This is a genomic window from Staphylococcus sp. AS1337 (assembly GCF_051408735.1).
Classification (GTDB): Bacteria; Bacillota; Bacilli; order Staphylococcales; family Staphylococcaceae; genus Staphylococcus; species Staphylococcus xylosus_B.
The window spans coordinates 1-25310 of the sequence record NZ_JBOIHZ010000006.1; the positions used below are offsets into that span (position 1 = coordinate 1).

A 25310-nucleotide genomic window follows, 5' to 3' on the forward strand; every position below is an offset into this window, starting at 1 on the left:
TATCCTCTTTAGTAGAAGAATCATCAGAATTCACGCTATCATTAGTTACATCTTGCTTGTCTTCAGAAGTAACTTCATCTTTATCAGTACCAGCGCTATCATTTTGAACAGCGTCAGTATCCTCTTTAGTAGAAGAATCATCAGAATTCACGCTATCATTAGTTACATCTTGCTTGTCTTCAGAAGTAACTTCATCTTTATCAGTACCAGCGCTATCATTTTGAACAGCGTCAGTATCCTCTTTAGTAGAAGAATCATCAGAATTCACATTATCATTAGTTACATCTTGCTTGTCTTCAGAAGTAACTTCATCTTTATCAGTACCAGCGCTATCATTTTGAATAGCGTCAGTATCCTGTTCGATTGTATTATCTGATGCGTTATCATTGTTAGTTTTTTCATTAGAAGTAACATTACTTTGAACAGCGTCTTGATTCGTCTCTATATTATGATTATCATTTTGTTGCGCTTCTTGATCTTGACCATTTTGGTTATATGTATTTTGAGTTGGTGTTTGATCAGAAATTTGATTATTCAACTCATCAATTTGAGCATCATAGTTTGAGTCGTGATCAGTAGATGCCTGTTTAATTTGTGTAGGGTCTTGGTAGACTTGTGTACCTGAAATGTTTGCTGTTGGTTTACTAATTTCAGACTTAATTTTTTCACTTTGGTTAAGTGCTTTATCATCATTTAAAATATTCTTATTAGGCGTTTGATCTTGTGTTTTATCTGCCGCCTGTGCGTGATGAGTTGTCAAAGCTGTACCTGCTAATGTAAGTGCTATAATTGAAGGTACCTTATAAGAGTTTTTATTCTTAGCCATTAAACTGCCCCTTTAACTTTATAAATTTAAACTCATTATAATACGACTAAGGATAGAGTGACTTATTTTTCACCGATTTGTAATATAAAATTAATCTTATTAAGTTTTGGAAAAGATTTAACATACGATTTAAAGCGTTATAACGCCTTATTCACAATATATTGAAAAAATACACATTGAAGAATATTACAAAAGTTAGATGAAATATTACTGTAAAAATATAACAAATAATATTAAATTGTTTTTGACATTGCAATGTGTTTGATGTTTTCCTCCATAAAAGGTTCTCCGAAAGCTTCATATCCAAGAGCTTCATAAAATGATTGAGCATGACATTGTGCATTAAGCATTAACTTTTTATCACCTTTATTTTTGGCTACATTTTCTAAAAACTCCATTAGTGATTTTCCATAACCCTTATTACGATGCGATGCTAAAATAGCCACTCTTTCTACTTTTACGCCATTATCTATAGGTCGAAGTCTACCAGTAGCAAATGGCACAGCATTTAGATCATAGCCAATTACATGTGTCGCGATATTTTCATATTGATCTATTTCATTTTCTAAAGGTACACCTTGTTCTTCAACGAAGACCTTTTTACGTATACTGTGAGTTTCTTCTATCATATTTTGAGTTGTAACAATTTTGAACATAAAGATTCCTCATTTCAATTTTTAATATTAAAAATACCCTACCATAAATTATATAGTAGGGCAGTATATTTATAACGCTTCTTTTCTAATAATTGCAGTGTATTGCCAAAAAATACGCATTTGTGCAATGTTCCAATTATTCATTCCCATGGCAAAACCAGAGGGTTTAAATAAATTTACATCAGTTACTTCTAATGCAGCTGCAATTAGATACTGAATTGGCACACTAATTTGTTTCATTGTTTCTGTTATGCCGTTTTGGTCATAAACCCATGTGAAGGGGAGTTCTGATTCAAATACATCAACTTTTTCAAAAATTTCTGGAAGCGCAACAATATAACACGCACCATCAACAATTGGATTATTGTCACTATCTTTATAATAAATTCGTAGTGCTTCATAATTCTCCCGATGTTCATGATTGACGTAGAAAAATTCATTCCTGAAAAGTGCCATATCTTTGCTGTGAATCAATTGTTGTTCTAATACATTAAACATACCATTAATTTGGTTAAGTTTGTCATAGGTTTTACGTGACATACAGTGAGCTCCTCCCTAAAGTTAATATTGATTTGTAGGTATTTCTTGTGCATTTGGTTGTTGATTTTCAACAGGCTGTTGCTGATTTGGATCAATCTGTTGTTGCGTATTTTGGTTGCTGTTTTGTTGATTTGGGTCGTCTTGTTGATTTTCATATTGATTAGCGTCAGATTGTTGGCTATTTTCATTGTTGTTATTTATTTGATTATCTGAATCTGTAGAATTATTATCTGATGTTTGATTTTCATCGTTATCATCATTACTCGTACTATCGTTTTGAGATTTTCTTAGTAGTGAACTATCTATCTCTGTTTGTGGTATGAGTGTACCATAAAAATCAATAACACGTTGGTTTAAAAATTCTAACTTATCTTTTATTTTAGGTAATTCTAGGTCATCACGCAAAAGATTTGACGTATCTTGAATATTTTTTATATCAGGATTGTAATAATATAAACCATTTAAGTAGTCGTCTTTACCTTCTAGTTGTGTACTTTTGATATCAATATCATCTTTTAAATAAGAAGTTGCGAGTACTTTGATTTCTTTATAACTTAAATTGTGTTTGGCATTTTTACCAACAATTTCAACAACATCATCTAACTTACTAATTGAATCTGCTTTTTGAGCTTTAGCAAATAGTTTTTTTATTAAATCCATTTGACGTTGACCACGTTTTAAATCAGAATCTTGATGTCTTGTTCTCGCAACGGCTAATGCTTCATCGCCATTTAAATTTTGGTGGCCTTTTTTAACTTTGATTTTTCCAGAATCATCAGCATTTGGCTCATTAATATCATAAGGCACATCGTATTCGATGCCACCTAGTTCATTTACAGCATCGACAAAAGCTTCCATATTAATTCTTACATAGTAATCAACTGGCACATTTAAAGTAGCTTCTACAGAGTCCATTGATGATTTAGGACCTCCATAAGCATGTGCATGTGCAATTTTATCGTAATAACCCACTTTAGGGATAAAACTTATAGTATCACGTGGGATACTTAACATTCTTATTTGTTCTTTCTCGGTGTTGAGTGTAGAGAAAATCATTGCATCTGATCTTGATTGTTCAGTACTTTGCCCGTTTTTTTCACGACCACTATTATCATCAATACCTAAGAATAAGATAGAGATAGGATCTTTTGAAGGGTCGACTTTTGATTCACGTATGTTAGATTGCCTAGCTGAATCTTGATCATTATATGAATGTTCAAAAGCACCTTGAGAAGATTTTAATAGTATAACAGCAAATATCACTGGAACAACTACAAGAAGTAAAGATAGAAATATTAAAAAATATTTTAAAAATTTATTCATGTTTGGAGCTCCCCATGTATAAGATTTGGTACATGTAACTATCATTTTGTTGAAGTTGTTAAACTTTTTAACTTTGTTAAATATTTGTAAAGAAGAAAATGTACTATAACTTATAATTTTATTACTATAATTAAAAAATATCAACTATCAATATGCTATTTACAAGTCTGAAATAAAATTTAAAGATATTCGTCATACTAAGTACTTGAACAGTCAAGGTTTAGATATAGATATAGATATTACATTTATGTCATTTGATTAAAAATGATTTATTTTAAAACATAGGATATAATATACATTGGAAATATAAACTTGTAGACAATATCAACTCTAACGAATAATTAATAGGTTTTATTTGAATAGCAAAATGTATGGGATGATTTATCGTGAATTAACTTTTAAAATGAAATTAAAATTAAATATATCTTTATTCTGAAAGATATAAGGAGGATACATCGACGTGAAACAAGCTTGGTTAGAGAAAATTGATGAAAGTTTAGTTAAAGAATTTTATCAATTACAAACAGAAGAAGAAAAAAATGAAGGCTTTGAAACTACTTTATCTTTTGGTACTGCAGGTATAAGAAGTACTTTTGGCTTAGGTCCTGGAAGATTAAACGCCTTTACTGTTCGAAAAGTTGCATTAGGATTAGCACAATATTTAAAAAATAGTGTTAGTAGCGATCCATCAGTGGTTATCCATTTTGATACTAGATTATTATCAAAAGAATTTTCTAAAGAAATAGCAAGTGTTTTAGCCGAAAATGGCGTGAATACGATTGTATCAGAAAATTATAAATCTACACCAGAGTTATCTTTTGCGGTAAGAGAATTAAATGTAAATGCTGGCGTCATGATAACTGCTAGTCATAACCCTAAAAACTATAATGGTATAAAAATTTATAATAATCATGGTGGTCAATTACTACCAGAAGCATCAGAAGCTTTAAGTTCTTATATAAATTCAATTGAATCGCCATTGTTAATTGAAAAAGGCGATTTTGAGACATTATTAAATGAAGAGAAAATTCAATTCATGGCTAATGAAGTGACAGAAAAATACAAAGCTGAAGTTAAATCATTAGTAGGTACGATTGAAGAAAAGGATGCCAAAGTTGTACTAACGAGTTTACATGGTACGAGTTTACCATTAATGTCAGATATATTATCAGAGTTGGATTATCATAATTATGTAATAGAAGAAAATCAATCAAAACCAGATGGTCATTTCCCGACAATTGCAATTGCTAACCCAGAGGACGAAGATGCGTTTTCACTAGGAAAAAAATTGGCAGATGAAACAGATGCACAGTTAATCATTGCTACAGACCCGGATGCAGATAGGTTAGGCTTTATTGAACGCTATGGAGATAACGACTATAGATATTTTAATGGTAATGAGATAGGTTTATTATTTATGAAATTAAGGTTTCAAGATTTAGTAGAATCTAATAAACCACAATATATTATAAAGTCAATCGTTACGAGTGAGTTAGCAGAGAAGTTAGCTAAATCATTAGACGTTGAAGTGGCGAATGTATTAACTGGGTTTAAATTTATTTCTGACTTAATCGAACAAAATCACAACACGTCTAATAAGCAATTGCTGTTAGCATTTGAAGAAAGTCATGGATATTTAGCAAAACCAATATCCAGAGATAAAGATGCAATTCAAATGGTACCACTGTTAATTAAATATAAAAATTTATTAAATAAAAATGGTTTAACATTTAAAGATACAATTCACGATATATATCAAAATATTGGTGAATTTAAAGATAGAACAATCGCACCGAGCTTTGAAGGCTCAAAAGGTAATGAAAAAATTTCTAAAATAATGAGTCAGTTTAGAAATAAAGATATTTTTTCAATTTGTGGTATGGATATCAAACAAATTGAGGATTATCAAATTGGTGAAATTAGGAATTTGAAAGAGGGGATAACTGAACCATTATCATTACCTAATACAAACTTAATTAGATTCATATTTGATTATGGTTTTATTGCCCTGAGGCCGTCTGGAACAGAACCAAAAATCAAACTGTATTTCTCGCTTAATGTGGATAATATTGATGAGATAACGGATCAATTTGAACAAGACTATATTAATCATATAGATTGAGTAAAATAGAGGCAAAAAGATGACTACGAAAAAACTAAAACGATTCACGATTATTTTAACTATACTTCTTGTAGCAATAACATTTTTGATTATATATAAACATTATCAACGTTATAACGAAGAATTAAATGCTACTAAAACTTATGAAGAGGCATCAAAAGGTCATAAAAAAACAGGAAAATTAAATACCGTTGTTGATGAAAACAACCCTGATATAGTAGAAGTTAATAGATACTTAGAGCAGATCAAATTTAATGGTACAGCTGCTGTATTTGAAAATGGTCAATTGAAACTAAATAAAGGCTATGGTATGAAAAATTTTAAAGAAGGTAAAAAGAATAGGGCGGATACATTATATTTAATTGGTTCTTCTCAAAAATTTACTACCGGATTAATGCTAAAGCAACTGGTAAATGAAAAGAAAATAAATATGAATGAGCCAGTCACAAAATACTTACCTTGGTTTAAAACAGCTCAAACTATCACATTAAATCAATTGATGCAGCATAAAAGCGGTTTATATAAATATAGAGCTTCCCCTCAATATAAAAATTTAGATGAAGCTGTACATGCTATACAGGAAAAAGGAATAGAATCTAAATATTATAATAAAAATAGATATAATGATGCGAATTATCTAGTATTATCACGTGTGATTGAAGAGGTAACTAGTAAATCCTATGTAAAGAACTTTGAAGATAGACTTGCAAATCCATATAATTTGAATTTCACAGCATTCTTCGATGATATAGATTATCAAAAAAATATGGCAATTGGTTATAAAAAAGATAAAACGTCTAGTAATCCAGTAAAACAAACACCAAATATATTAGATCAGTATTATGGTGCGGGTAATCTCTATATGGCACCATACGATATGGGGCAATTAATTTTAAGCTTACAAAAAAACGAACTTTTTGATGGTAAAATAACTCAACCACTTTTACATGAGAGTTTAACATCGCAGTATCCTGAACCTTATAGATATGGATTTTATTCACTTCCAGATAAAAATAGAATTAATGGTGGTTTTTTTGGTCAAGTATTTACAGCTTATTTTAACAACAAATATATAGTAGTGTTAGGTACTAATTATGAAAATAGTAAGACTAATAACGAAAAGAAAATCAAACATATTTATTATGATATCTTAAAACAAGGCGGGTCATATAATATTGTCGGTCAAAAATATTAAAGTAAAACGTATATAAAAAGCACTCCTTTACTATTTAATCAAAGTTTAAAACTTACAGATCAAATAGCATAAAAGGAGTGTCTTTTTATGCATTAATAAAATATTAGTTATTTACAATACTTGAGTGCATCTATAAAAATCTCTTTAAATACCGTAGGTTCAATAGACATGACTACACTACAATTAGGGAAAGAAGATTTAAAATCTGTAACTGTTGCACCTTTTGTCAATGTACCATTAGTCTCAACTTGAACATCTGCTTCTTGTACATCAAACTTTTCAGGATGAAGCAGATAAAGCACAGTATATACATCATAAACATTAATACCTTTTTCAAAATCATCACCTTTATAATGTTTAAAAAGGTGATGTAGCATATCTCCAGTTTGGTTTAATGCCTGAAGTTCGTTTACTGTACGATGACTCAATGTAGAACTTCTTGCAACATCAAGACCAACCATAGTCAAGGGTAAACCTGAATTGAATACGATTTGAGCAGCTTCTGGATCACAATAAATATTAAATTCTGCAGATGGTGTTATGTTACCACGACCAGCGGAACCACCCATGAAGACAATTTCTTTAATATAATCTTTAGCTTCAGGATAAGTAGATATTAATAATGCAATGTTCGTTAGTGGACCAATGGGAATGAGTGTTACGGGATCTTTATTCGTTTTTAATTCTTTATACATAGATTCCACAGCATGCACTGAAGCTAAATCATTATAGCTAGGTTCAGGAAAATCATATCCGTTCATACCTGATTCTCCATGGACTAAACTTGCATCTACGATGTTTGAAAGTAAGGGCTGTGAAGCGCCTCTATGTATAGGGACATTACTTTTGAAAAATTGTTTAAGTTTCAATGCGTTTGCTGTTGTTTTTTCAATTCCTACGTTTCCATTGACAGTAGTAATCATTTTTAAATCAAACGCAGGATGATTTAAAGCAATACTGATAGCCGCAGCATCATCAATACCGGGATCAGTGTCTATAATTATAGGTTGTTTCATTAATTAACCTCCTTTAATAAAATAGGGTATATATTTATTTTACAATTTTTGTAGTTTAAATGCTTAAAAAATGTATTAAACATAGTAGAAATAACAAAAGGGGGAGCTGGGCTGAGATTTTAAAAATAATAAAAAAGACTTCTCCGAAGAGAAGTCTTTTTTAGGATTATAAGTGGCTTGAGTGTCCACCTTGCATTACCCAATAAGTACCAATAACAGTAATTAAAGTAATGATAATCGCAAATACAACTTTGAATCCTTGTAAATTCCCATCTTTACCTTCAGTTAAGTGCATGAACATTAATAATTGAACTGCAGCTTGTATAAAAGCGAAACCAAAGATGATGGTAATCTTAGCATTAAGTGCCATAGATGTGTATAAGGTTACGAATACTGCTAAGATTGTTAGAACGATTGAGGCAATGAAACCTACAGTATGTTTTACAATTGTATTCATCCGCTAAACACCATCCCTATCATATATACGGCAGTAAAGATGAAAATCCATACAACATCTAAAAAGTGCCAATATAAGCTTACTATAAATAATTTAGGAGCATTGTCTTTATTTAATCCTCGCATTGCAATTTGAATTAATAAACAAATAATCCAAACAATACCTAATGATACGTGGGCACCATGTGTTCCTAATAGAATAAAGAAGCTAGACCAGTAAGAACCAATAGTTAGATTAACACCTTCGTGTACGTAATGCGCGAACTCATAAATTTCAAAGCCTACGAATACAGCACCTAGAAGAACTGTGATAATCATCCAGATCATCATTAACTTTTCTTTTTCTTTTCTCATATAGTATATTGCTATACCACAAGTGTAAGAACTAATTAATAATGCAAATGTCATTATTAATACAAGTGGTAATTCAAATAATTCAGTAGTCATTTTGCCGGCATAATCGCCGCCGTGTTGAAGTGTTAATAATGCCGCAAACAACGTACCGAATAATGAGAATTCTGCTGTAAGGAAAATCCAAAAGCCAAGTTTATTTAAATTACCTTCATGCGAACGTTGATCAATTGTGTTTGCATCATGACTCATGACTTACAGCCTCCCTTTCTTTAATACGTGCATCACGTAAACGTTTTTCAGTTTCTGCTACTTCAGACGCTGGTATATGGTAACCATGGTCTATTTGGAAACTACGATAAATCATAGTACCGAAGATACCTAATAAACAAATTACTGCTGGAATAATTGTTTCGAAGATAAGGAAGAACCCACCAATAGTGAAGAAAATTCCCATCCAGAAACCAACAGGTGTGTTATTTGGCATATGGATATCAGTATAATTATGGTTATCTAAATAATGACGACCATGTTCTTTCATATCTACAAATGTGTCATAGTCATTCCAATCTGGAGTGATAGCAAAGTTGTATTTAGGTGGCATTGCGCTTGCAGTTGACCATTCTAAAGTACGACCTAAGCCATCCCAGTTATCGCCAGTAGCTTCACGTGGTGCTTTGAAGAAGCTGTAAACGATACTTGCAACTAAGAACATAAAGCCTAATGCCATCATTAGGGCACCGACAGTTGAAATTACGTTTAGTAACCACCAACCATCTTCTGGCATATAAGTATATAAACGACGAGGCATACCATCTAAACCAAGAATGAATTGTGGTATGAAACAAACGTTAAATCCGATTATGAATAACCAGAAACACCATTTGTTTAATGTTTCGTTTAACTTAAATCCAGTCATCTTAGGCCACCAGAAAATTAAAGCACCTAGACAAGCAAATACAACACCAGCCACTAATGTGTAGTGGAAATGCGCTACTAAGAAGTACGTATTATGGTATTGGTAATCTGCTGCTGCCATAGAGAGCATTATACCAGTCACACCGCCTATTAAGAAGTTGGGTATGAAGCCTAATGCGAATAGCATTGGTGATTCAAAGGTGATACGGCCTTGATAAAGCGTAAACAACCAGTTAAAGATTTTGACACCAGTTGGTATACCAATCAGCATGGTTGAGATTGAGAAGAATGAGTTGATTAATGCACCATTACCCATTGTGAAGAAATGGTGAACCCAAACTAAGAAACTTAAGAATGCGATACCTGCAGTTGCCCAGACCATGCTTTGATGACCGAATAGACGTTTACGTGCAAATGTCGGAATAATTTCAGAGTAGATACCAAATGCTGGCAAGATAACGATATACACTTCAGGGTGCCCCCATACCCAGAAGAAGTTAGCCCATAGCATCGGCATACCACCATTTGCGACAGAGAAGAATGCAGTGTCGAATATTCTATCAGTCGTAAATAGTGCTAATGCAACTGTTAAAACAGGGAAAGCCAAGATAACGATTAATGCTGTAATGAAAGTAGTAACCGTGAACATTGGCATTTCCATGAATTTCATAGTTGGTGTTTTACATCTAAGTATAGTAACAAAGAAGTTAATACCGGTCATTAATGTACCGATACCAGAAATTTGTATTGCTATTAAGTAATAGTTAACCCCAGGTCCTGGGCTGAATTCGCCTGCAAGTGGTGCATAGTTTGTCCAACCAGCTGCAGGTGAACCTCCGACTATAAATGAAAGGTTGAATAAAATCATACCTGAGAAGAATAGCCAGAAACTTACGTTGTTTAATACAGGGAATGCAACATCGCGCGCGCCAATTTGTAATGGTACTACGACATTCCATAAACCAAAGATGAAAGGCATTGCCATAAAGATGATCATTATTACACCGTGCGTACTAAAGACCTCATTGTAATGGTTTCCTTCTAAAAATGTGTTATCTGGAATTGCTAATTGTGTACGCATCATTAACGCATCAATACCGCCACGTACGAACATTAATACCGCACAGATTAAGTACATTGCACCAATTTTTTTATGGTCAATAGATGTGAACCATTCTCTGTATAGATATTTCCATAATTTAAAATAACTAATTACTGCGATCACAGCTATAACTGCAAACGGTGCGCCAATTTGTGCCATCGTTATCATCCAGTTACCTTGAACGAGTAATTGATCCCATGGAAAATTCATTAATGTCCACCTCCATTTTCATGGTCTTTTTTCTCTATTTTAGATGCTTTCTCATCTTTAACATCTTCAGAGATTTTTTCCATTTCATCCATATTATGTGATTCTTCATCTTTGAATTCACTATCATATGGTTCATTATTACCTAGAATCATGGCTTTCATTCCATGGTGTTCATAGTTTGCATTTGTGATTTGCGGCTTACGTGCAGGTTTATCTGGTTTATCTAATACATCTTCTTTTATTTCTTCCGGTGTATTAAAGTTTGGATCTTTCTGCACATAATTGTAACGATCGTAAGCATAGAAAATATACTCAGGATCAGCTGCAGGATCAACAAATGCTAAATGCGTACCACTGAAAGTTAAGTTTTTATTTTCAGTAGTTGGTAAAAGTTGCTTATCAAATGTATCTTGGTCCAATACTTTTTTGCTTTGCGCATCTTTTACCCAATCCTCAAATTTACTTTGGCTTACAGAGTTAACATCAAATGTTTGACGTTCGAAGCCTTCACCATTGAAGTTTGAGTTACGTCCTCTGAACGTACCTTCCTCACTAGCTGTTAATGTCCAGTCCATTGTCATACCTGTCATCGCATATTTTTGGCCACCTAATTGTGGAATCCAGAAACTTGTCATCATATCCATTGATTGGAGTTTGAAGACAACAGGGCGATCTTTCGGAATAGTTAAATGATTAACTGTTTCGATTTTTTGTTCAGGATAACTGAAGAACCACTTATAACCAGCGCTTGTCGCATAAACAACAAGTGGATCGTCTTCTTTCTGTGGTTTTTCCTCATAACTGTAAAGCGAATTAACCGTTGGGATGGCTAAAGCAATTACAATAATTACAGGAATAATAAACCAAATTGTTTCCATTAAAGAATTGTGGTGCATCTTTCCTGATTCTTTAGTATTTCCTATTCTATATTTATATAGGAAAACCGTGAATAAAATAACAACAGCGGCAATAATAACAAGCATGAAGATGATTGAATACATAATCAAAAACTTCGTATCGCTTGCCATTGGCCCTTTTGGGTTTAAAACTTCTACGTTAGAACAACCACTAAGCAAAATTAGCGAGCCAAAGAGTAGAAGCAAAGACTTAAATTTTGACACTTTTTTGACCTCCTAATACTACAAATGTAGGGCTTACCATCAATTTTAAGATATTACGCAATATTTACAAGTGTTTGTGCGAAAAAAAATATTGTAAAATTAAAAGAAACCCAACAAACTCAACGTCTGGTGGGCTTTCAAAGATTTGTTAAAATTATGTGTACATTTTGTGAAAAGTGTCATATTTAAGACGATAAACCAAAATCACACACAAAACAGTGATAAACATTATCATTTAGGGATATATGTATTAAATTTATGAAATTATTTTACTTCTATATAACGAATAGATTTATTAGTTGCTCCATCTGAATCTTCAACTTTATATTCAATCTTATATTTACCAGTTTTTTCAGTATTAATATTACCGTCAACTGTGATTTTATGTGTAAGATCTCCATCTTCTTTATCATAAGCACGCACGCCGTTTAATATATTGTAGTCGTCGCCTTTATCGATAATTGTATCGTTAATCCCTTTTAGTTCTGGAATTGAATTGTCAGTAGCTTCTGCGCTTAAATTAGGTGATACAAGCGTAGCAGATACACCTAATGCAGACAAAGATTGTATTAATTTATTCATTACGTAACCTCCGAACGCAAAACATTAATTTTATTAAATCTTACTATACTTTAATTTGCTATATTACACATCATACTATAGTCCTAATATATCTTATTTCTATAAATTTCATTGTAATTTCCGGTTAAAATTATGTAAATTGAACGTTTTGTGAATTTTATCACATATATCTTTTGTAACTTCTAATTTTGTAATAAGATAAAAATGTAAAAAGCAATAAAATAAAATTAGGGGTGGATTAAATGTTGAATGAAAAAGAACGAGATATAATTAAAGAGACAGTTCCTGTATTACAACAAAAGGGAGAAGAAATCACTTCATATTTTTACAATAGAATGTTTGCGAGAAATCCTGAGTTGAAAAATATGTTCAACCAGACTAATCAGAAAAAGGGTTTGCAATCTACTGCATTAGCACAAAGTGTATTAGCTGCTGCGGTTAATATCGATGATTTAACGCGTATCATGCCAGTTGTTAAAGAAATTGCTTATAAGCACTGCGCGTTACAAGTACCAGAAGCCGGATACGATATTGTAGGAGAAAACTTATTGGCAGCTATTCAAAATGTACTAGGGCTCCCAGAAGATGATGTGATTATTGCTACGTGGGCAAAAGCATATGGTGAAATAGCTTCCGTATTTATTAATGTTGAGAAAGATATTTACAATGAGATGGCTTGGGATGGTTTTAAACCTTTTGAAATTACCAATATAGAACCAACAACTTCAGATATCAAGGTGTTTACTGTTAAGTCAGATGAATATAACTTAAGTAAATTTGAGGCAGGACAATATATTACAGTGGACGTAGAAAGTGATAAATTGGAATATCGTGCCAAACGTCACTATTCGATTGTTGAAGGCGACGAACATACGTTAACTTTTGCAGTGAAAAGAGATGTGACAGATTCACACGAGGGAGAAGTATCAACAATTTTACATGATGAGATGCAAGTAGGTGGAACGATAAATTTATCTGCTCCTGTAGGAGGATTTGGAATAGTAAATGGTACAGCGCCTCAGTTGTTTATCGGTTCAGGTATAGGTGTAACTCCTTTAATTCCAATGTTTAATGAAATTGCAAAATCAAATGTAAAAGTAGACTTTATTCAAAATGTTGAAAGTGTACAAGAAATACCTTTTAACAGTAAAATAGAAGATGTTGCAAATAATAATGATAATGCGTCGTATATTATTCACGATAAACAAAAGAATGGATATATTGATGCAACATATCTAAGTCAATTTATTTCAGCAGACACTGAAATTTATGTTTGTGGAGGAGTTAAATTCCTTCAATCAATTATTACTACATTAAAAGAAATCGGTATTGAAGAACAACGTATACATTTCGAATCATTTATTCCTAGATTAAGCGTGAGGGTATAACTCTAAACAATTGAACCCCTTTACTGATGGAAAATACCTTTATCAGCTTTTAAAAATACGAGAGCTAATCACATAAGTTACCTCTCATTTATATTTATAATCTTACTGTTTTAATGGTGTATAGATTACTAGAGGATTGTGTGATCTGATTCTATAGCTTGCTCATAATTCATCTGCATTCCGTAATTCATAAAAGATTATAAAGCAAATAAACGTCAATTTCTGTTGAAATAATTTAGAAATTGACGTTTATTTTTTAGGTAGAAAACTTTATGTTTTAACCTATTATTTTTGTATTAGCAATAGTGGAAAGTCAAGGTAAGGCTAGTTTACGTGTTTATTACAAGTACTTGACAATTGATCATAATTATTATTGCAGTGAGTTTATTCGTTCATCTTGTTTTAATATGAGAATAAATACTGATGCTCTAAACTCATTAAGTATTTAACAGTCGTTATTTATTTGACTATTCAATGCCTCTACGCATTTTTTCGGAAATAAGTGTATTATTTAATACCATAGTAATTGTCATTGGGCCAACACCACCTGGAACTGGTGTAATTGCTCCTGCTACTTCTTTAACTTCATCATAAGCGATGTCGCCTTTTAATTTGCCATTTTCATCCGGAGTATTACCAACATCTATTACGACAGCACCTTCTTTGACGTCGTCTTTAGTTACTAGGCCTGGACGTCCGACTGCACTCACGATAACATCAGCATTTTTTAAATGGCTATGCATATCTTTTGTTCTAGAATGCAAAATTGTAACAGTTGCGTTTTTTTGAAGTAATAATTTAGAAACAGGTTGACCTACAATATGGCTTCTGCCAATTACAACAGCATCTTTACCCTCTAAATCAATATCAGCATGATTTAGAAGTTCCATGATTCCAAGTGGTGTACATGGCACAAAAGTTTGTTGGTCAATATATAACTTACCGATATTTTCTGGATGAAAACCATCCACATCTTTAGCAGGATTTATAGATTCCAATATTTTTTGTTCGCTTACTTGTTCAGGTAATGGAACTTGAACTAATATACCACTAACACTATCATCTTCATTTAAACGTTTAAGCTCTTTCAATACCTCTTCTTCAGAAGTTGACTCATCTAAATGTACAATTTCAGAAATCATACCAATTTTTTCAGCGGCTTTCTTTTTTGAATTGACATAACTTTGGCTAGCACCATCATTACCCACTAAAATCACAGATAATTTGGGTGTATAACCTTTAGATTGTAAAGCTTCAACTTGATCTTTGAGACCTTGTCTGTAATCTTTAGCAATTTGTTTTCCGTCTAAAATCTTTGCGACCATAAAAATCCTCCTTGTATGTATGAACTTTACTTAACATTAACATAAAAACCATAGCAATTAACAACCAAAAGACGTAAATTATTAACTTTTTTGTTGTTAAAGTTCGATTTTTGATTGAAAAAGCATGGTTTAATTGTTATGCTATATCTGTAATATACATCTAATAGTAGTAATATTTCAAATTTCTGAAAGGGTGTTCGTTTTGAAAGTGGTAGTCATAATGGGTAGTTCGTCAGATTGGGAAACGATGAAAGAAAGTTGTTCTGTGTTAGACCAATTGGAAATTCCGTATGATAAGAAAGTTGTTTCAGCACACCGTACGCCACAATTAATGGTTGATTTTTCTAAAGAAGCAAGAGCGAATGGTTATGATGTCATTATTGCAGGTGCAGGTGGCGCCGCTCATTTACCAGGTATGGTTGCATCGATGACAACATTACCAGTAATTGGTGTACCAATTGAGTCAAAAAGTTTAAAAGGCTTAGATTCGTTATTATCAATTGTCCAAATGCCAGGTGGTATTCCTGTTGCGACTACAGCTATAGGTAAAGCTGGTGCTAAAAATGCGGGTGTATTAGCTGCAAGAATACTAAGTATTGGTAATCATTCAATCCAAAAGAATTTGGAAAATTATGAAAAATCATTGGTTCAGAAAGTGAGTGAAATGCAAGATGAACTTCAATAAATTAAAGTTCGGTTCGACAATCGGCATTATTGGTGGCGGTCAGTTAGGAAAGATGATGGCACAATCAGCTCAAAAGATGGGGTATAAAGTGATTGTGCTCGATCCTGATAAATCATGTCCATGTCAACATGTCGCACATGAATTTATTAATGCTGACTATGATAATCAAGAAGCATTGGAACAGCTTGGTGAGTCATCTGATGTCATCACTTATGAATTTGAAAATATATCAGCAAATCAATTAAAGACACTTGTCTCAAAATATAATATTCCTCAAGGATATCAAGCTATAAAATTACTCCAGGATCGATTGACTGAAAAGCAAACATTACAAGAAGCAAATTGCAAAATTGCATCATTTGTACAATTATCTAAGCCGGATGATTTGAATGTTGCAATAGAAACAATCGGTTATCCTTTTATCGTGAAAACAAGATTCGGCGGCTATGATGGTAAAGGTCAAATATTAGTTAATTCAACATCAGACATAGATGAAGCAAAGGCACTTGTAGAAAAACAAGAATGTGTTGCTGAACAATATTTGCAATTAGAGAAAGAAGTATCTCTAACTGTAACCATTGGTACTGATAATCAAATCACGTATTTTCCACTGCAAGAAAATGAACATCAGAATCAAATTCTCTTTAAAACAGTCGTACCTGCACGTACAGAACATGAAAAAGAAGCAGAAGCTCGAAATGAAGTTGATAAAATAATCAAAAAAATACATTTCGTAGGTACTTTTACTGTGGAGTTCTTTATAGATGGTGAAAATCGTTTGTATGTAAATGAAATCGCACCTAGACCACATAATTCTGGTCATTACTCAATAGAAGCCTGTGATTTTTCACAATTTGATACACATATCTTAGCGATTACTGGTCAAAAATTACCAAAACAAATTGAATTGTTAAAACCCGCAATAATGATGAACTTATTAGGCAAAGATTTAGATTTATTAGAGGATCAATTTAGTGAGCATGCTGAATGGCATGTACATATATATGGTAAAACATCTAGAAAACCAAATAGAAAAATGGGTCATTTAACAGTGTTGACTAATGACATAAATAGATGTGAACAAACGCTACTTGGTAAATTTGAAGGGAGATCTGAATAATGTCTTTATTATATGAAGGTAAAGCAAAAAGAATATTTTCAACTGGTGAAAATGATGTATTACGCGTTGAATACAAAGATGAAGTTACTGCAGGAAATGGTGCTAAAAAAGATTTAATAGAAGGTAAAGGACGTTTAAATAACCAAATCACTTCTCGCATTTTTAATTACTTAAAAGAAAAAGGCGTGAAAAGCCATTTTATCGAGCAGGTATCTGAAACTGAGCAACTAGTACAATCAGTTGAAATTATACCTTTAGAAGTAGTGGTAAGAAATATTGCTGCAGGGTCTATAACTAAAAGACTTGGTTTTGATAAAGGACATGAATTTGACGAACCACTTGTTGAGTTCTTCTATAAAAATGATGACCTAAACGATCCATTAATAACTGAAGATCATATTAAGTTACTACATTTAGCTGAAGATAACGAAATTAATATATTAAAAGAAGCGGCAAAGGAAGTAAATGCAGTATTAGTTCAATTGATGAATGAAATGAATTTAAGGTTAGTAGATTTCAAAATAGAATTTGGCCGTACAAATGATGGACAAATTTTACTAGCTGATGAAATTTCTCCTGATACATGCCGTATTTGGGATAAAGATAGTGATACAAATTTTGATAAAGATGTATATAGAGAAGATAGAGGATCAATCATTGAAACATATCAAACTTTTTTAAATAAACTGGAGGCTTTATAAAAATGAAAACAATTGAATTACACATCACATTACAACCACAAGTATTAGATACACAAGGACAAGCATTAAACCGTGCAGTTCACGATTTAGGCTATAAACAAGTTAACGATATTCGTGTTGGAAAAGTTTTATATATGACAGTAGATGAAGCTACAGATGCTGAAGTACACAATGTGGTTACGACATTAAGTGAAAAACTATTTGCTAATACTGTAATTGAAGAATATAGCTATAAAGTATTGGAAGAAGGAGAGAAAGCATAATGAAATTTGCAGTGCTAAAATTTCCAGGCTCCAATTGTGATAGAGATATGTATAATGCGGCTATAAAGTCTGACGTACAAGCAGAATATGTTGATTATCGAAATACTTCTTTAGATGGTTTTGATGGCGTGTTAATTCCAGGAGGTTTTTCATTTGGAGATTATCTACGTTCAGGCGCAATGGCTAGTGTGGCACCGATTACTGAAGAAGTGAAAAGATTTGCTTCAGAAGGTAAACCAGTATTAGGTGTTTGTAATGGATTTCAGATATTAACAGAAATAGGACTATTACCTGGCGCATTATTACATAATGATTCGCATTTGTTTGTCAGTCGTAATGAGTCTTTAAAAGTTGTTAACAATCAAACAGCATTTACAAATTTATATGATGAAAATGAAGTGGTAGTATACCCAGTTGCACATGGTGAAGGACACTATTACTGCACGCCGGAAACATACGAAGCTTTAGATCAAAACAATCAAATTATTTTAAAATATGTTGATAACCCAAATGGTTCATTTAATGATATTGCTGGTATTGTAAATGAACAAGGAAATGTTTGTGGCATGATGCCACACCCAGAACGCGCAATTGAATCCATTTTAGGTACTGACAGTGGAGTGAAGTTATTTGAAGCGATGGTAAATAGTTGGAGGGAACAAAATGTCTAAGTTTATTGAACCAAGTGCAGAAGAAATTAAATTAGAGCAATTGTATAAAGATATGGGGTTAAGTGATAAAGAATATGAAAAAGTTTGCGAAATTTTAGGTAAAGAACCTAATTTTACAGAAATAGGTATCTTCTCTGTAATGTGGAGCGAGCATTGTTCTTATAAACACTCTAAGCCATTCTTAACACAATTTCCAACTTCTGGTGAGCATGTATTAATGGGACCGGGTGAAGGTGCCGGTGTTGTGGATATAGGTGATAATCAAGCTGTTGTGTTCAAAGTAGAATCCCATAACCATCCATCTGCTGTAGAACCTTATCAAGGTGCGGCAACTGGTGTCGGCGGTATTATTAGAGATATCGTTTCTATTGGCGCAAGACCTATTAATTTATTAAATAGCCTACGCTTCGGTGAACTTACTGAAAAACAAAATCGCCGTTTATTACGTGGTGTGGTTGCTGGTATCGGTGGTTATGGTAACTGTATAGGTATTCCAACTACTGCTGGTGAGATAGAGTTTGATGATAGATATGATGGAAATCCTTTAGTAAATGCTATGTGTGTAGGTATCATCGATCATGATATGGTTCAAAAAGGTACAGCAAAAGGTGTAGGTAATTCAGTAATTTACGTAGGATTAAAAACTGGACGTGATGGTATTCATGGCGCTACATTTGCTTCTGAAGAACTAAGCGAAGATAGTGAAAGTAAACGACCATCAGTACAAATTGGTGACCCATTTGTTGGTAAGAAACTTATGGAAGCAACATTAGAAGCGATTACGTTTGATGAACTGGTAGGTATACAAGATATGGGAGCTGCAGGGTTAACTTCATCTTCTTCAGAGATGGCTGCAAAAGGTAGCAGCGGTTTACATTTACGTTTAGAACAAGTCCCAACTAGAGAAAAAGGTATATCACCATATGAAATGATGTTATCAGAAACACAAGAGCGTATGTTACTTGTTGTTGAAAAAGGTACAGAACAAAAATTCTTAGACTTATTTGATAAACATGAATTAGATAGTGCTGTGATTGGTGAAGTAACGGATACAGATCGTTTTGTATTAACGTACGAAGATGAAGTGTTTGCGGACATTCCTGTGCAACCTTTATCTGATGAAGCGCCTGTTTATGTATTAGAAGGTGAAGCACCAAACTATAATGAGAGTAAAAATGATTATAGCAAAGTTGATGTAGAGTCTGTGTTTGATGAACTATTACAACATCCAACTATTGCATCTAAACGTTATTTATATGAACAATATGATCAACAAGTTGGCGCTAATACAATTGTGAAACCAGGATTACAATCATCTGTAGTTCGAGTAGAAGGTACGAATAAAGCAATCGCATCTACGATTGACGGTGAAGCACGTTATGTATTTAACAATCCTTATGAAGGTGGGAAAATGGTTGTAGCAGAAGCGTACCGTAATTTGATTTCCGTAGGTGCTACGCCTTTAGCAATGACTGACTGCCTAAACTATGGATCACCAGAAAAGAAAGAAATTTATCAACAGTTAGCAGATTCAACGAAAGGTATGTCAGAAGCGTGTGAAGTATTAAATACACCAGTCGTATCAGGTAATGTATCACTTTATAATGAAACTAGAGAAACATCTATCTTCCCTACACCAGTTGTAGGCATGGTTGGGTTAATCGAAGACATCGATTATTTAAATGATTTCCAACCGAGTGTTGGTGACTCTTTATATGTAGTGGGTGACACAAAAGATGACTTTGGTGGTAGCCAAGTTGAGAAGTTACTATATAAGAAAGTAAATCATGAATTTGAAGCAATTGATTTATCTAATGAAGTACAAAAGGGTGAATCTATTAAACAAGTGATTCGTAATGGTGTTGCATCACATGTTCAAACCGTTGGAAAAGGTGGCTTATTATTGACGTTAGCACGTATGAGCGCACATTACCAACTTGGATTAAACGTACAATTAAACGTAACGAACGCGCAATTATTTAGTGAAACACAAGGGCGCTATATTGTTGCAGTAAAAGAAGGACAAACGTTAGAAATTGAAAATGCTGTGGAAATTGGTCAATTAACAAATGACGGTCAATTTAAAGTAACTAATAATGAGGTTCAAGTAACACGTGATGTTCAAAACCTTACTGATATATGGGAAGGAGCAATACCTAAATGTATGACAGCAACGGACTAAATGAAGAATGTGGTGTATTTGGTATTTGGGACCATCCCGAATCTGCACAATTAACTTATATGGGTTTACACAGTTTACAACATCGTGGGCAAGAAGGTGCTGGTATAGTGTGCTCTAATGGTGAAAAGTTAATTGGTGAACGTGGTTTGGGTTTGTTAACAGAAGCAATATCGGATATTCAACTTGAAACTTTCAAATCATACCAACACGCTATTGGTCATGTGAGATATGCAACATCCGGTAATAAAGGTATTGAAAATATCCAACCATTTTTATATCACTTTTACGATATGAGTGTTGCAGTTTGTCATAATGGAAACCTTATAAATGCACAAAGTTTAAAGCGTTCATTAGAACATCAAGGGTCTATTTTTCATTCATCATCGGACACAGAAGTCATCATGCATTTAATTAGAAGAAGTAAAGCACCAACCTTTGAAGATGCATTCCAAGAAAGTTTGAGAAAGATAAAGGGTGGATTTACTTTTGCTATTTTAACTAAAGATGCATTATACGGCGCAGTTGATCCTAATGCAATTAGACCATTAGCTGTAGGTAAAATGAAAAACGGCTCTTACATGATTGCGAGTGAAACATGTGCGATTGATGTCTTAGGTGCCGAATTTGTGCGCGATATTCATGCAGGAGAATATGTTGTGATTAATGACGAAGGTATTAGAGTAGAGTCATATACGAGACACACTACGACAGCTATTTCTGCGATGGAATATATTTACTTTGCTAGACCTGATTCTACAATTGCTGGTAAAAATGTACATGCAGTTAGAAAGCAATCTGGTAAGCAACTAGCTAAAGAAAGTCCAGCTGAAAGCGCAGATATGGTTATCGGAGTGCCGAACTCTTCATTATCTGCTGCTTCTGGTTACGCAGAAGAAAGTGGATTGCCTTATGAAATGGGCTTAGTTAAAAACCAATACGTTGCACGAACATTTATTCAACCGACCCAAGAACTACGTGAACAAGGTGTACGCGTAAAATTATCAGCAGTTAAGGATATTATACAAGATAAAAATATTGTACTTGTAGATGATTCAATTGTCCGAGGTACAACTAGTAGACGCATCGTACAAATGTTGAAAGATGCTGGAGCTAGAGAAGTACACGTACGTATCGCATCGCCTGAGTTTATGTTCCCGAGCTTTTATGGCATCGACGTTTCGACAACAGCTGAACTTATTTCTGCCAACAAATCGCCAGAAGAAATAAGCGAACATATTGGTGCAGATTCTTTAGCTTATCTGTCAGTTGATGGATTGATTGATTCCATCGGGCTTGAAGTAGATGCACCATACAGTGGATTATGTGTAGAAAGTTTTACTGGTGACTATCCAGCAGGACTTTATGACTATGAAGAAGATTATATAGCACATCTAAGCGACCGCCAAAAAGCATATATAGCAGATCATAAACAATTCTTTGATAGAGAGGGTAATTTAAATGTCTAAAGCATATCAACAAGCCGGTGTAGATATTAATGCAGGTTATGAAGCAGTAAATCGTATGTCTAGTCACGTTAAGAGAACAATGCGTAAAGAAGTACTTGGCGGTTTAGGTGGTTTTGGGGCAACATTTGACCTATCACAATTAAACATGAAAGAGCCATTACTTGTTTCAGGTACAGACGGAGTAGGTACAAAACTGAAATTAGCAATAGATCACGATAAACATGACACAATTGGTATTGATGCCGTTGCTATGTGCGTCAACGATATTTTAACTACAGGTGCAGAACCACTGTATTTCTTAGATTATATTGCAACACATAAAGTTGTTCCAGAAGTCATCGAACAAATTGTCAAAGGGGTAAGTGACGGTTGTGAAGAAACGCATACTGCTTTAATTGGTGGAGAAACTGCAGAGATGGGTGATATGTATCACGAAGGTGAATATGACTTGGCAGGATTTGCTGTAGGGGCTGTTGAAAAGAGTGAATATATTGATGGTTCTTCAGTAAAGCCAGGTCAAATTATCATAGGACTTGAATCTAGTGGAATTCATTCAAATGGATATAGCTTAGTTAGAAAATTAATCGAAAAATCTAAGATTGATTTACAAGCTAACTATAATGATGAACAAACATATTTAGAAGCATTTTTAGAACCAACGAGATTATATGTTAGTCCAATATTAGCTGTTAAAGAAGCAGTTAATATTCATGCTATGACACACATTACAGGTGGTGGATTTTATGAAAATATCCCTAGAGCATTACCCGAGGGTGTCACTGCTAAAATAGATGTAACTAAATTCCCAACATTACCAATTTTTGATTGGTTGCAACAACATGGAGAGATTGAAACTGAAGAAATGTACAACATATTTAATATGGGTATTGGTTATACAATTGTAGTAGATGAGGCTCAAGTACAAACAACTTTAGATATACTAAACAAACAAAATGTAAATGCTTATGCAATTGGAGAAATCGTTGAAGGCGAAGAACCAATTCAATTAACGGGGGTATAAAAGTGACCAAAATAGCTATTTTTGCGTCAGGGTCAGGTAGTAATTTTGAAAGCATAATGACACAAATTGAGCAAGGTAATCTTCCTCATATTGAAGTGACAGCATTGTATACAGATCAAGTTAGTGCATATTGTATTGAACGCGCTAGGAAATACAATCTAGATGTACATATTAATGAATTGAAAAACTTTGATTCTAAAGCAGACTACGAACGAAAAATTATAGAGTGGCTTACTTCAGAAAAAGTTGAATGGATAGTCTTAGCAGGCTATATGAAATTAATTGGCGAAAATATTTTGAGAGCCTATGATAAAAGGATTTTAAATATTCACCCATCCTTATTACCTAAGTACAAAGGTAAAGATGCGGTGGGACAAGCGTTAGCAAGTGGGGATGACATAACGGGTACAACGGTACATTATGTCGATAGTGGGATGGATACAGGAGAAATTATCGAACAAAAAACATGTGATATATACCCGGACGATACTAAAGCTGATTTAGAAGAGAGAATAAAAGCATTAGAACATGAATTATACCCAGCAGTCATTTCAAAAATCATTCAATAAGAGGTGCAAGTAATAATGAAGAAAGCAATTTTAAGTGTGTCTAATAAAACAGGGATTGTAGCGTTTGCGCAATCACTAATAGAAAATGGTTATGAATTATATTCAACAGGTGGAACGATGCGTGCAATTGCTGAAGCGGGTGTACCTGTAAAATCTATTTCTGACTTAACGCAATTTGAAGAAATTATGGATGGCAGAGTTAAGACATTACATCCATCTGTGCATGGTGGTATTTTAGCAGATCGTGATAAACCTGAACATTTAGAACAATTAAAAGAACAACATATTGATTTAATAGATATGGTCGTCGTGAATCTTTACCCGTTTAAAGAAACGGTTGCTAACCCAGATGTAACAGAAGGTGACGCAATTGAAAATATTGATATTGGCGGCCCTACAATGTTGCGTGCAGCAGCTAAAAACTTTAAACACGTGACAACGGTAGTTCATCCTGCTGATTATAATGAAATCATAAATAGATTAAAAGAAGGCCAATTAGATGAAGCTTATCGTAAATCATTAATGATTAAAGTATTTGAACATACAAATGAATATGATGCAGCGATTGTCGATTATTTCAAAGAAAACAAAGAAAGTTTACGCTATGGTGAAAACCCACAGCAGTCTGCATATTTTGTACGCACTTCGGATGCATCACATACACTAGCTGGAGCTAAACAATTACACGGTAAACAATTAAGTTATAATAACATTAAAGATGCTGATGCTGCCTTGTCACTTGTTAAACAGTTTGAACAACCAGCAGCAGTTGCTGTGAAACATATGAATCCTTGTGGCGTTGGTGTTGCTGATTCAATAGATGAAGCTTATCAACATGCCTTTGAAGCTGATAGCCAATCTATCTTTGGTGGTATTGTTGCTTTAAATAGAACAGTTGAAAAATCATTAGCTGAAACATTACACGGTATTTTCTTAGAAGTTATTATTGCACCAAAATTTACGCAAGAAGCTTTAGATGTTTTAAGTCAAAAGAAAAATATTAGATTATTAGAAATTGATATGACTATTGATAATAGTGAACAAGAAGTTGTATCAGTTTCAGGTGGTTACTTAGTACAAGATAAAGACAATGTAGCTTTGAAACGTGAAGCAATGAATGTTGTAACTGATGTTGGACCTACAGAAGCACAATGGGATGCGATGTTACTAGGATGGAAAGTAGTTGCTTCAGTTAAAAGTAATGCAATCATATTAAGTAATGCCAAACAAACTGTGGGCATTGGTGCGGGACAAATGAATCGTGTTGGTTCAGCACAAATCGCTATTGATCGTGCAATTGAAATTAATGACGATGTAGTAATGGTTTCCGACGGGTTCTTCCCAATGGATGATACTGTCGAGCTAGCTGCCAAGTCAGGAATCAAAGCGATTATTCAACCAGGTGGTTCAATTAAGGATCAAGCATCTATTGATATGGCAAACAAACATGGTATTGCTATGGTAACTACGGGCGTTAGACACTTTAAACATTAATAATGGA

Annotated in this window: 23 protein-coding genes and 1 pseudogene; 13 read left to right on the forward strand and 11 right to left on the reverse strand. The window is 33.5% G+C overall.

The genetic code is table 11. The annotated features are described in order from the left end of the window. From ACSUE0_RS10095 to ACSUE0_RS10110, 4 genes and pseudogenes are all read right to left on the reverse strand, one after another. Positions 1-826 (reverse strand): annotated as a pseudogene (locus ACSUE0_RS10095) (GW dipeptide domain-containing protein); the annotation flags it as partial. A gap of 233 nt (positions 827-1059) precedes the next feature. After that, on the reverse strand, positions 1060-1482 hold the full coding sequence (locus ACSUE0_RS10100) for a GNAT family N-acetyltransferase (protein WP_436957221.1): 423 nt from the start codon (positions 1480-1482) through the stop codon (positions 1060-1062). A gap of 69 nt (positions 1483-1551) precedes the next feature. Then, the gene (locus ACSUE0_RS10105; protein WP_017724104.1) at positions 1552-2022 is read right to left on the reverse strand and encodes a DUF2538 family protein; all 471 of its coding nucleotides are present in this window, start codon (positions 2020-2022) and stop codon (positions 1552-1554) included. A 21-nt stretch (positions 2023-2043) separates the two neighbouring features. Further along, the gene (locus tag ACSUE0_RS10110) at positions 2044-3345 is read right to left on the reverse strand and encodes an LCP family protein (protein ID WP_436957223.1); all 1302 of its coding nucleotides are present in this window, start codon (positions 3343-3345) and stop codon (positions 2044-2046) included. 460 nt (positions 3346-3805) lie between these two features. On the opposite strand from ACSUE0_RS10110, the gene ACSUE0_RS10115 reads away from it, so the two are divergent. Then, complete coding sequence (locus ACSUE0_RS10115) at positions 3806-5467, forward strand: phospho-sugar mutase (RefSeq protein ID WP_119613166.1); 1662 nt, start codon at positions 3806-3808, stop codon at positions 5465-5467. A 19-nt stretch (positions 5468-5486) separates the two neighbouring features. Continuing rightward, positions 5487-6662 carry a serine hydrolase domain-containing protein gene (locus tag ACSUE0_RS10120; protein WP_119613167.1) on the forward strand — a complete coding sequence of 392 codons (1176 nt, stop codon included), beginning with the start codon at positions 5487-5489 and terminating at the stop codon, positions 6660-6662. A gap of 107 nt (positions 6663-6769) precedes the next feature. On the opposite strand, the gene rihC is transcribed toward ACSUE0_RS10120, so the two are convergent. The 6 genes from rihC to ACSUE0_RS10150 all read right to left on the reverse strand — a co-directional run bounded on the left by rihC (position 6770) and on the right by ACSUE0_RS10150 (position 12418). Further along, a complete protein-coding gene (gene rihC / locus ACSUE0_RS10125) occupies positions 6770-7678 on the reverse strand; it encodes a ribonucleoside hydrolase RihC (protein ID WP_436957225.1) in 909 nt (302 codons plus the stop codon). 166 nt (positions 7679-7844) lie between these two features. Then, positions 7845-8135: a cytochrome aa3 quinol oxidase subunit IV gene (gene qoxD / locus ACSUE0_RS10130; RefSeq protein ID WP_017724109.1), complete on the reverse strand. Its 291-nt coding sequence runs from the start codon at positions 8133-8135 to the stop codon at positions 7845-7847. After that, positions 8132-8737: a cytochrome aa3 quinol oxidase subunit III gene (gene qoxC / locus ACSUE0_RS10135; RefSeq protein WP_119613169.1), complete on the reverse strand. Its 606-nt coding sequence runs from the start codon at positions 8735-8737 to the stop codon at positions 8132-8134. Before qoxC ends, qoxD begins: the two co-directional genes overlap by 4 nt. Continuing rightward, a complete protein-coding gene (gene qoxB / locus ACSUE0_RS10140; protein WP_436957228.1) occupies positions 8727-10715 on the reverse strand; it encodes a cytochrome aa3 quinol oxidase subunit I in 1989 nt (662 codons plus the stop codon). Before qoxB ends, qoxC begins: the two co-directional genes overlap by 11 nt. Next, the gene (qoxA, locus tag ACSUE0_RS10145; protein ID WP_436957230.1) at positions 10715-11836 is read right to left on the reverse strand and encodes a cytochrome aa3 quinol oxidase subunit II; all 1122 of its coding nucleotides are present in this window, start codon (positions 11834-11836) and stop codon (positions 10715-10717) included. The genes qoxB and qoxA overlap by 1 nt, the downstream gene beginning before the upstream one ends. 264 nt (positions 11837-12100) lie before the next feature. Beyond that, complete coding sequence (locus ACSUE0_RS10150; RefSeq protein ID WP_017724113.1) at positions 12101-12418, reverse strand: immunoglobulin-like domain-containing protein; 318 nt, start codon at positions 12416-12418, stop codon at positions 12101-12103. Between the two features lie 242 nt (positions 12419-12660). Here ACSUE0_RS10150 and ACSUE0_RS10155 point away from each other — a divergent pair, with 242 nt between their 5' ends. Then, entirely contained in the window at positions 12661-13806 is a 1146-nt protein-coding gene (locus ACSUE0_RS10155) for a globin domain-containing protein (RefSeq protein ID WP_436957233.1), read from the forward strand. A 467-nt stretch (positions 13807-14273) separates the two neighbouring features. On the opposite strand, the gene folD is transcribed toward ACSUE0_RS10155, so the two are convergent. After that, positions 14274-15131 (reverse strand): bifunctional methylenetetrahydrofolate dehydrogenase/methenyltetrahydrofolate cyclohydrolase FolD, encoded by an 858-nt coding sequence (gene folD, locus ACSUE0_RS10160; RefSeq protein WP_436957235.1) that lies wholly within the window; start codon positions 15129-15131, stop codon positions 14274-14276. A gap of 202 nt (positions 15132-15333) precedes the next feature. On the opposite strand from folD, the gene purE reads away from it, so the two are divergent. The 10 genes from purE to purH are packed head-to-tail and all read left to right on the forward strand — an operon-like array spanning position 15334 to position 25303. Further along, entirely contained in the window at positions 15334-15816 is a 483-nt protein-coding gene (purE, locus tag ACSUE0_RS10165; RefSeq protein ID WP_436957237.1) for a 5-(carboxyamino)imidazole ribonucleotide mutase, read from the forward strand. Beyond that, complete coding sequence (purK, locus tag ACSUE0_RS10170; RefSeq protein WP_119613175.1) at positions 15803-16936, forward strand: 5-(carboxyamino)imidazole ribonucleotide synthase; 1134 nt, start codon at positions 15803-15805, stop codon at positions 16934-16936. The genes purE and purK overlap by 14 nt, the downstream gene beginning before the upstream one ends. Then, entirely contained in the window at positions 16936-17637 is a 702-nt protein-coding gene (gene purC, locus ACSUE0_RS10175) for a phosphoribosylaminoimidazolesuccinocarboxamide synthase (protein WP_119613176.1), read from the forward strand. Before purK ends, purC begins: the two co-directional genes overlap by 1 nt. A 2-nt stretch (positions 17638-17639) precedes the next feature. Further along, positions 17640-17900: a phosphoribosylformylglycinamidine synthase subunit PurS gene (purS, locus tag ACSUE0_RS10180; RefSeq protein ID WP_017724119.1), complete on the forward strand. Its 261-nt coding sequence runs from the start codon at positions 17640-17642 to the stop codon at positions 17898-17900. Next, the gene (gene purQ, locus ACSUE0_RS10185; RefSeq protein WP_119613177.1) at positions 17900-18571 is read left to right on the forward strand and encodes a phosphoribosylformylglycinamidine synthase I; all 672 of its coding nucleotides are present in this window, start codon (positions 17900-17902) and stop codon (positions 18569-18571) included. The genes purS and purQ overlap by 1 nt, the downstream gene beginning before the upstream one ends. Next, a complete protein-coding gene (purL, locus tag ACSUE0_RS10190; protein ID WP_436957239.1) occupies positions 18564-20753 on the forward strand; it encodes a phosphoribosylformylglycinamidine synthase subunit PurL in 2190 nt (729 codons plus the stop codon). The genes purQ and purL overlap by 8 nt, the downstream gene beginning before the upstream one ends. After that, positions 20732-22219, forward strand: a complete 1488-nt coding sequence (gene purF / locus ACSUE0_RS10195; protein WP_119613179.1) for an amidophosphoribosyltransferase — start codon at positions 20732-20734, stop codon at positions 22217-22219. Before purL ends, purF begins: the two co-directional genes overlap by 22 nt. Beyond that, complete coding sequence (gene purM / locus ACSUE0_RS10200) at positions 22212-23240, forward strand: phosphoribosylformylglycinamidine cyclo-ligase (RefSeq protein WP_436957241.1); 1029 nt, start codon at positions 22212-22214, stop codon at positions 23238-23240. Before purF ends, purM begins: the two co-directional genes overlap by 8 nt. A gap of 2 nt (positions 23241-23242) precedes the next feature. Next, the gene (gene purN, locus ACSUE0_RS10205) at positions 23243-23809 is read left to right on the forward strand and encodes a phosphoribosylglycinamide formyltransferase (RefSeq protein ID WP_119613181.1); all 567 of its coding nucleotides are present in this window, start codon (positions 23243-23245) and stop codon (positions 23807-23809) included. Between the two features lie 15 nt (positions 23810-23824). Then, positions 23825-25303, forward strand: a complete 1479-nt coding sequence (purH, locus tag ACSUE0_RS10210) for a bifunctional phosphoribosylaminoimidazolecarboxamide formyltransferase/IMP cyclohydrolase (protein WP_436957243.1) — start codon at positions 23825-23827, stop codon at positions 25301-25303. The last annotated feature ends 7 nt before the right edge of the window (positions 25304-25310 follow it).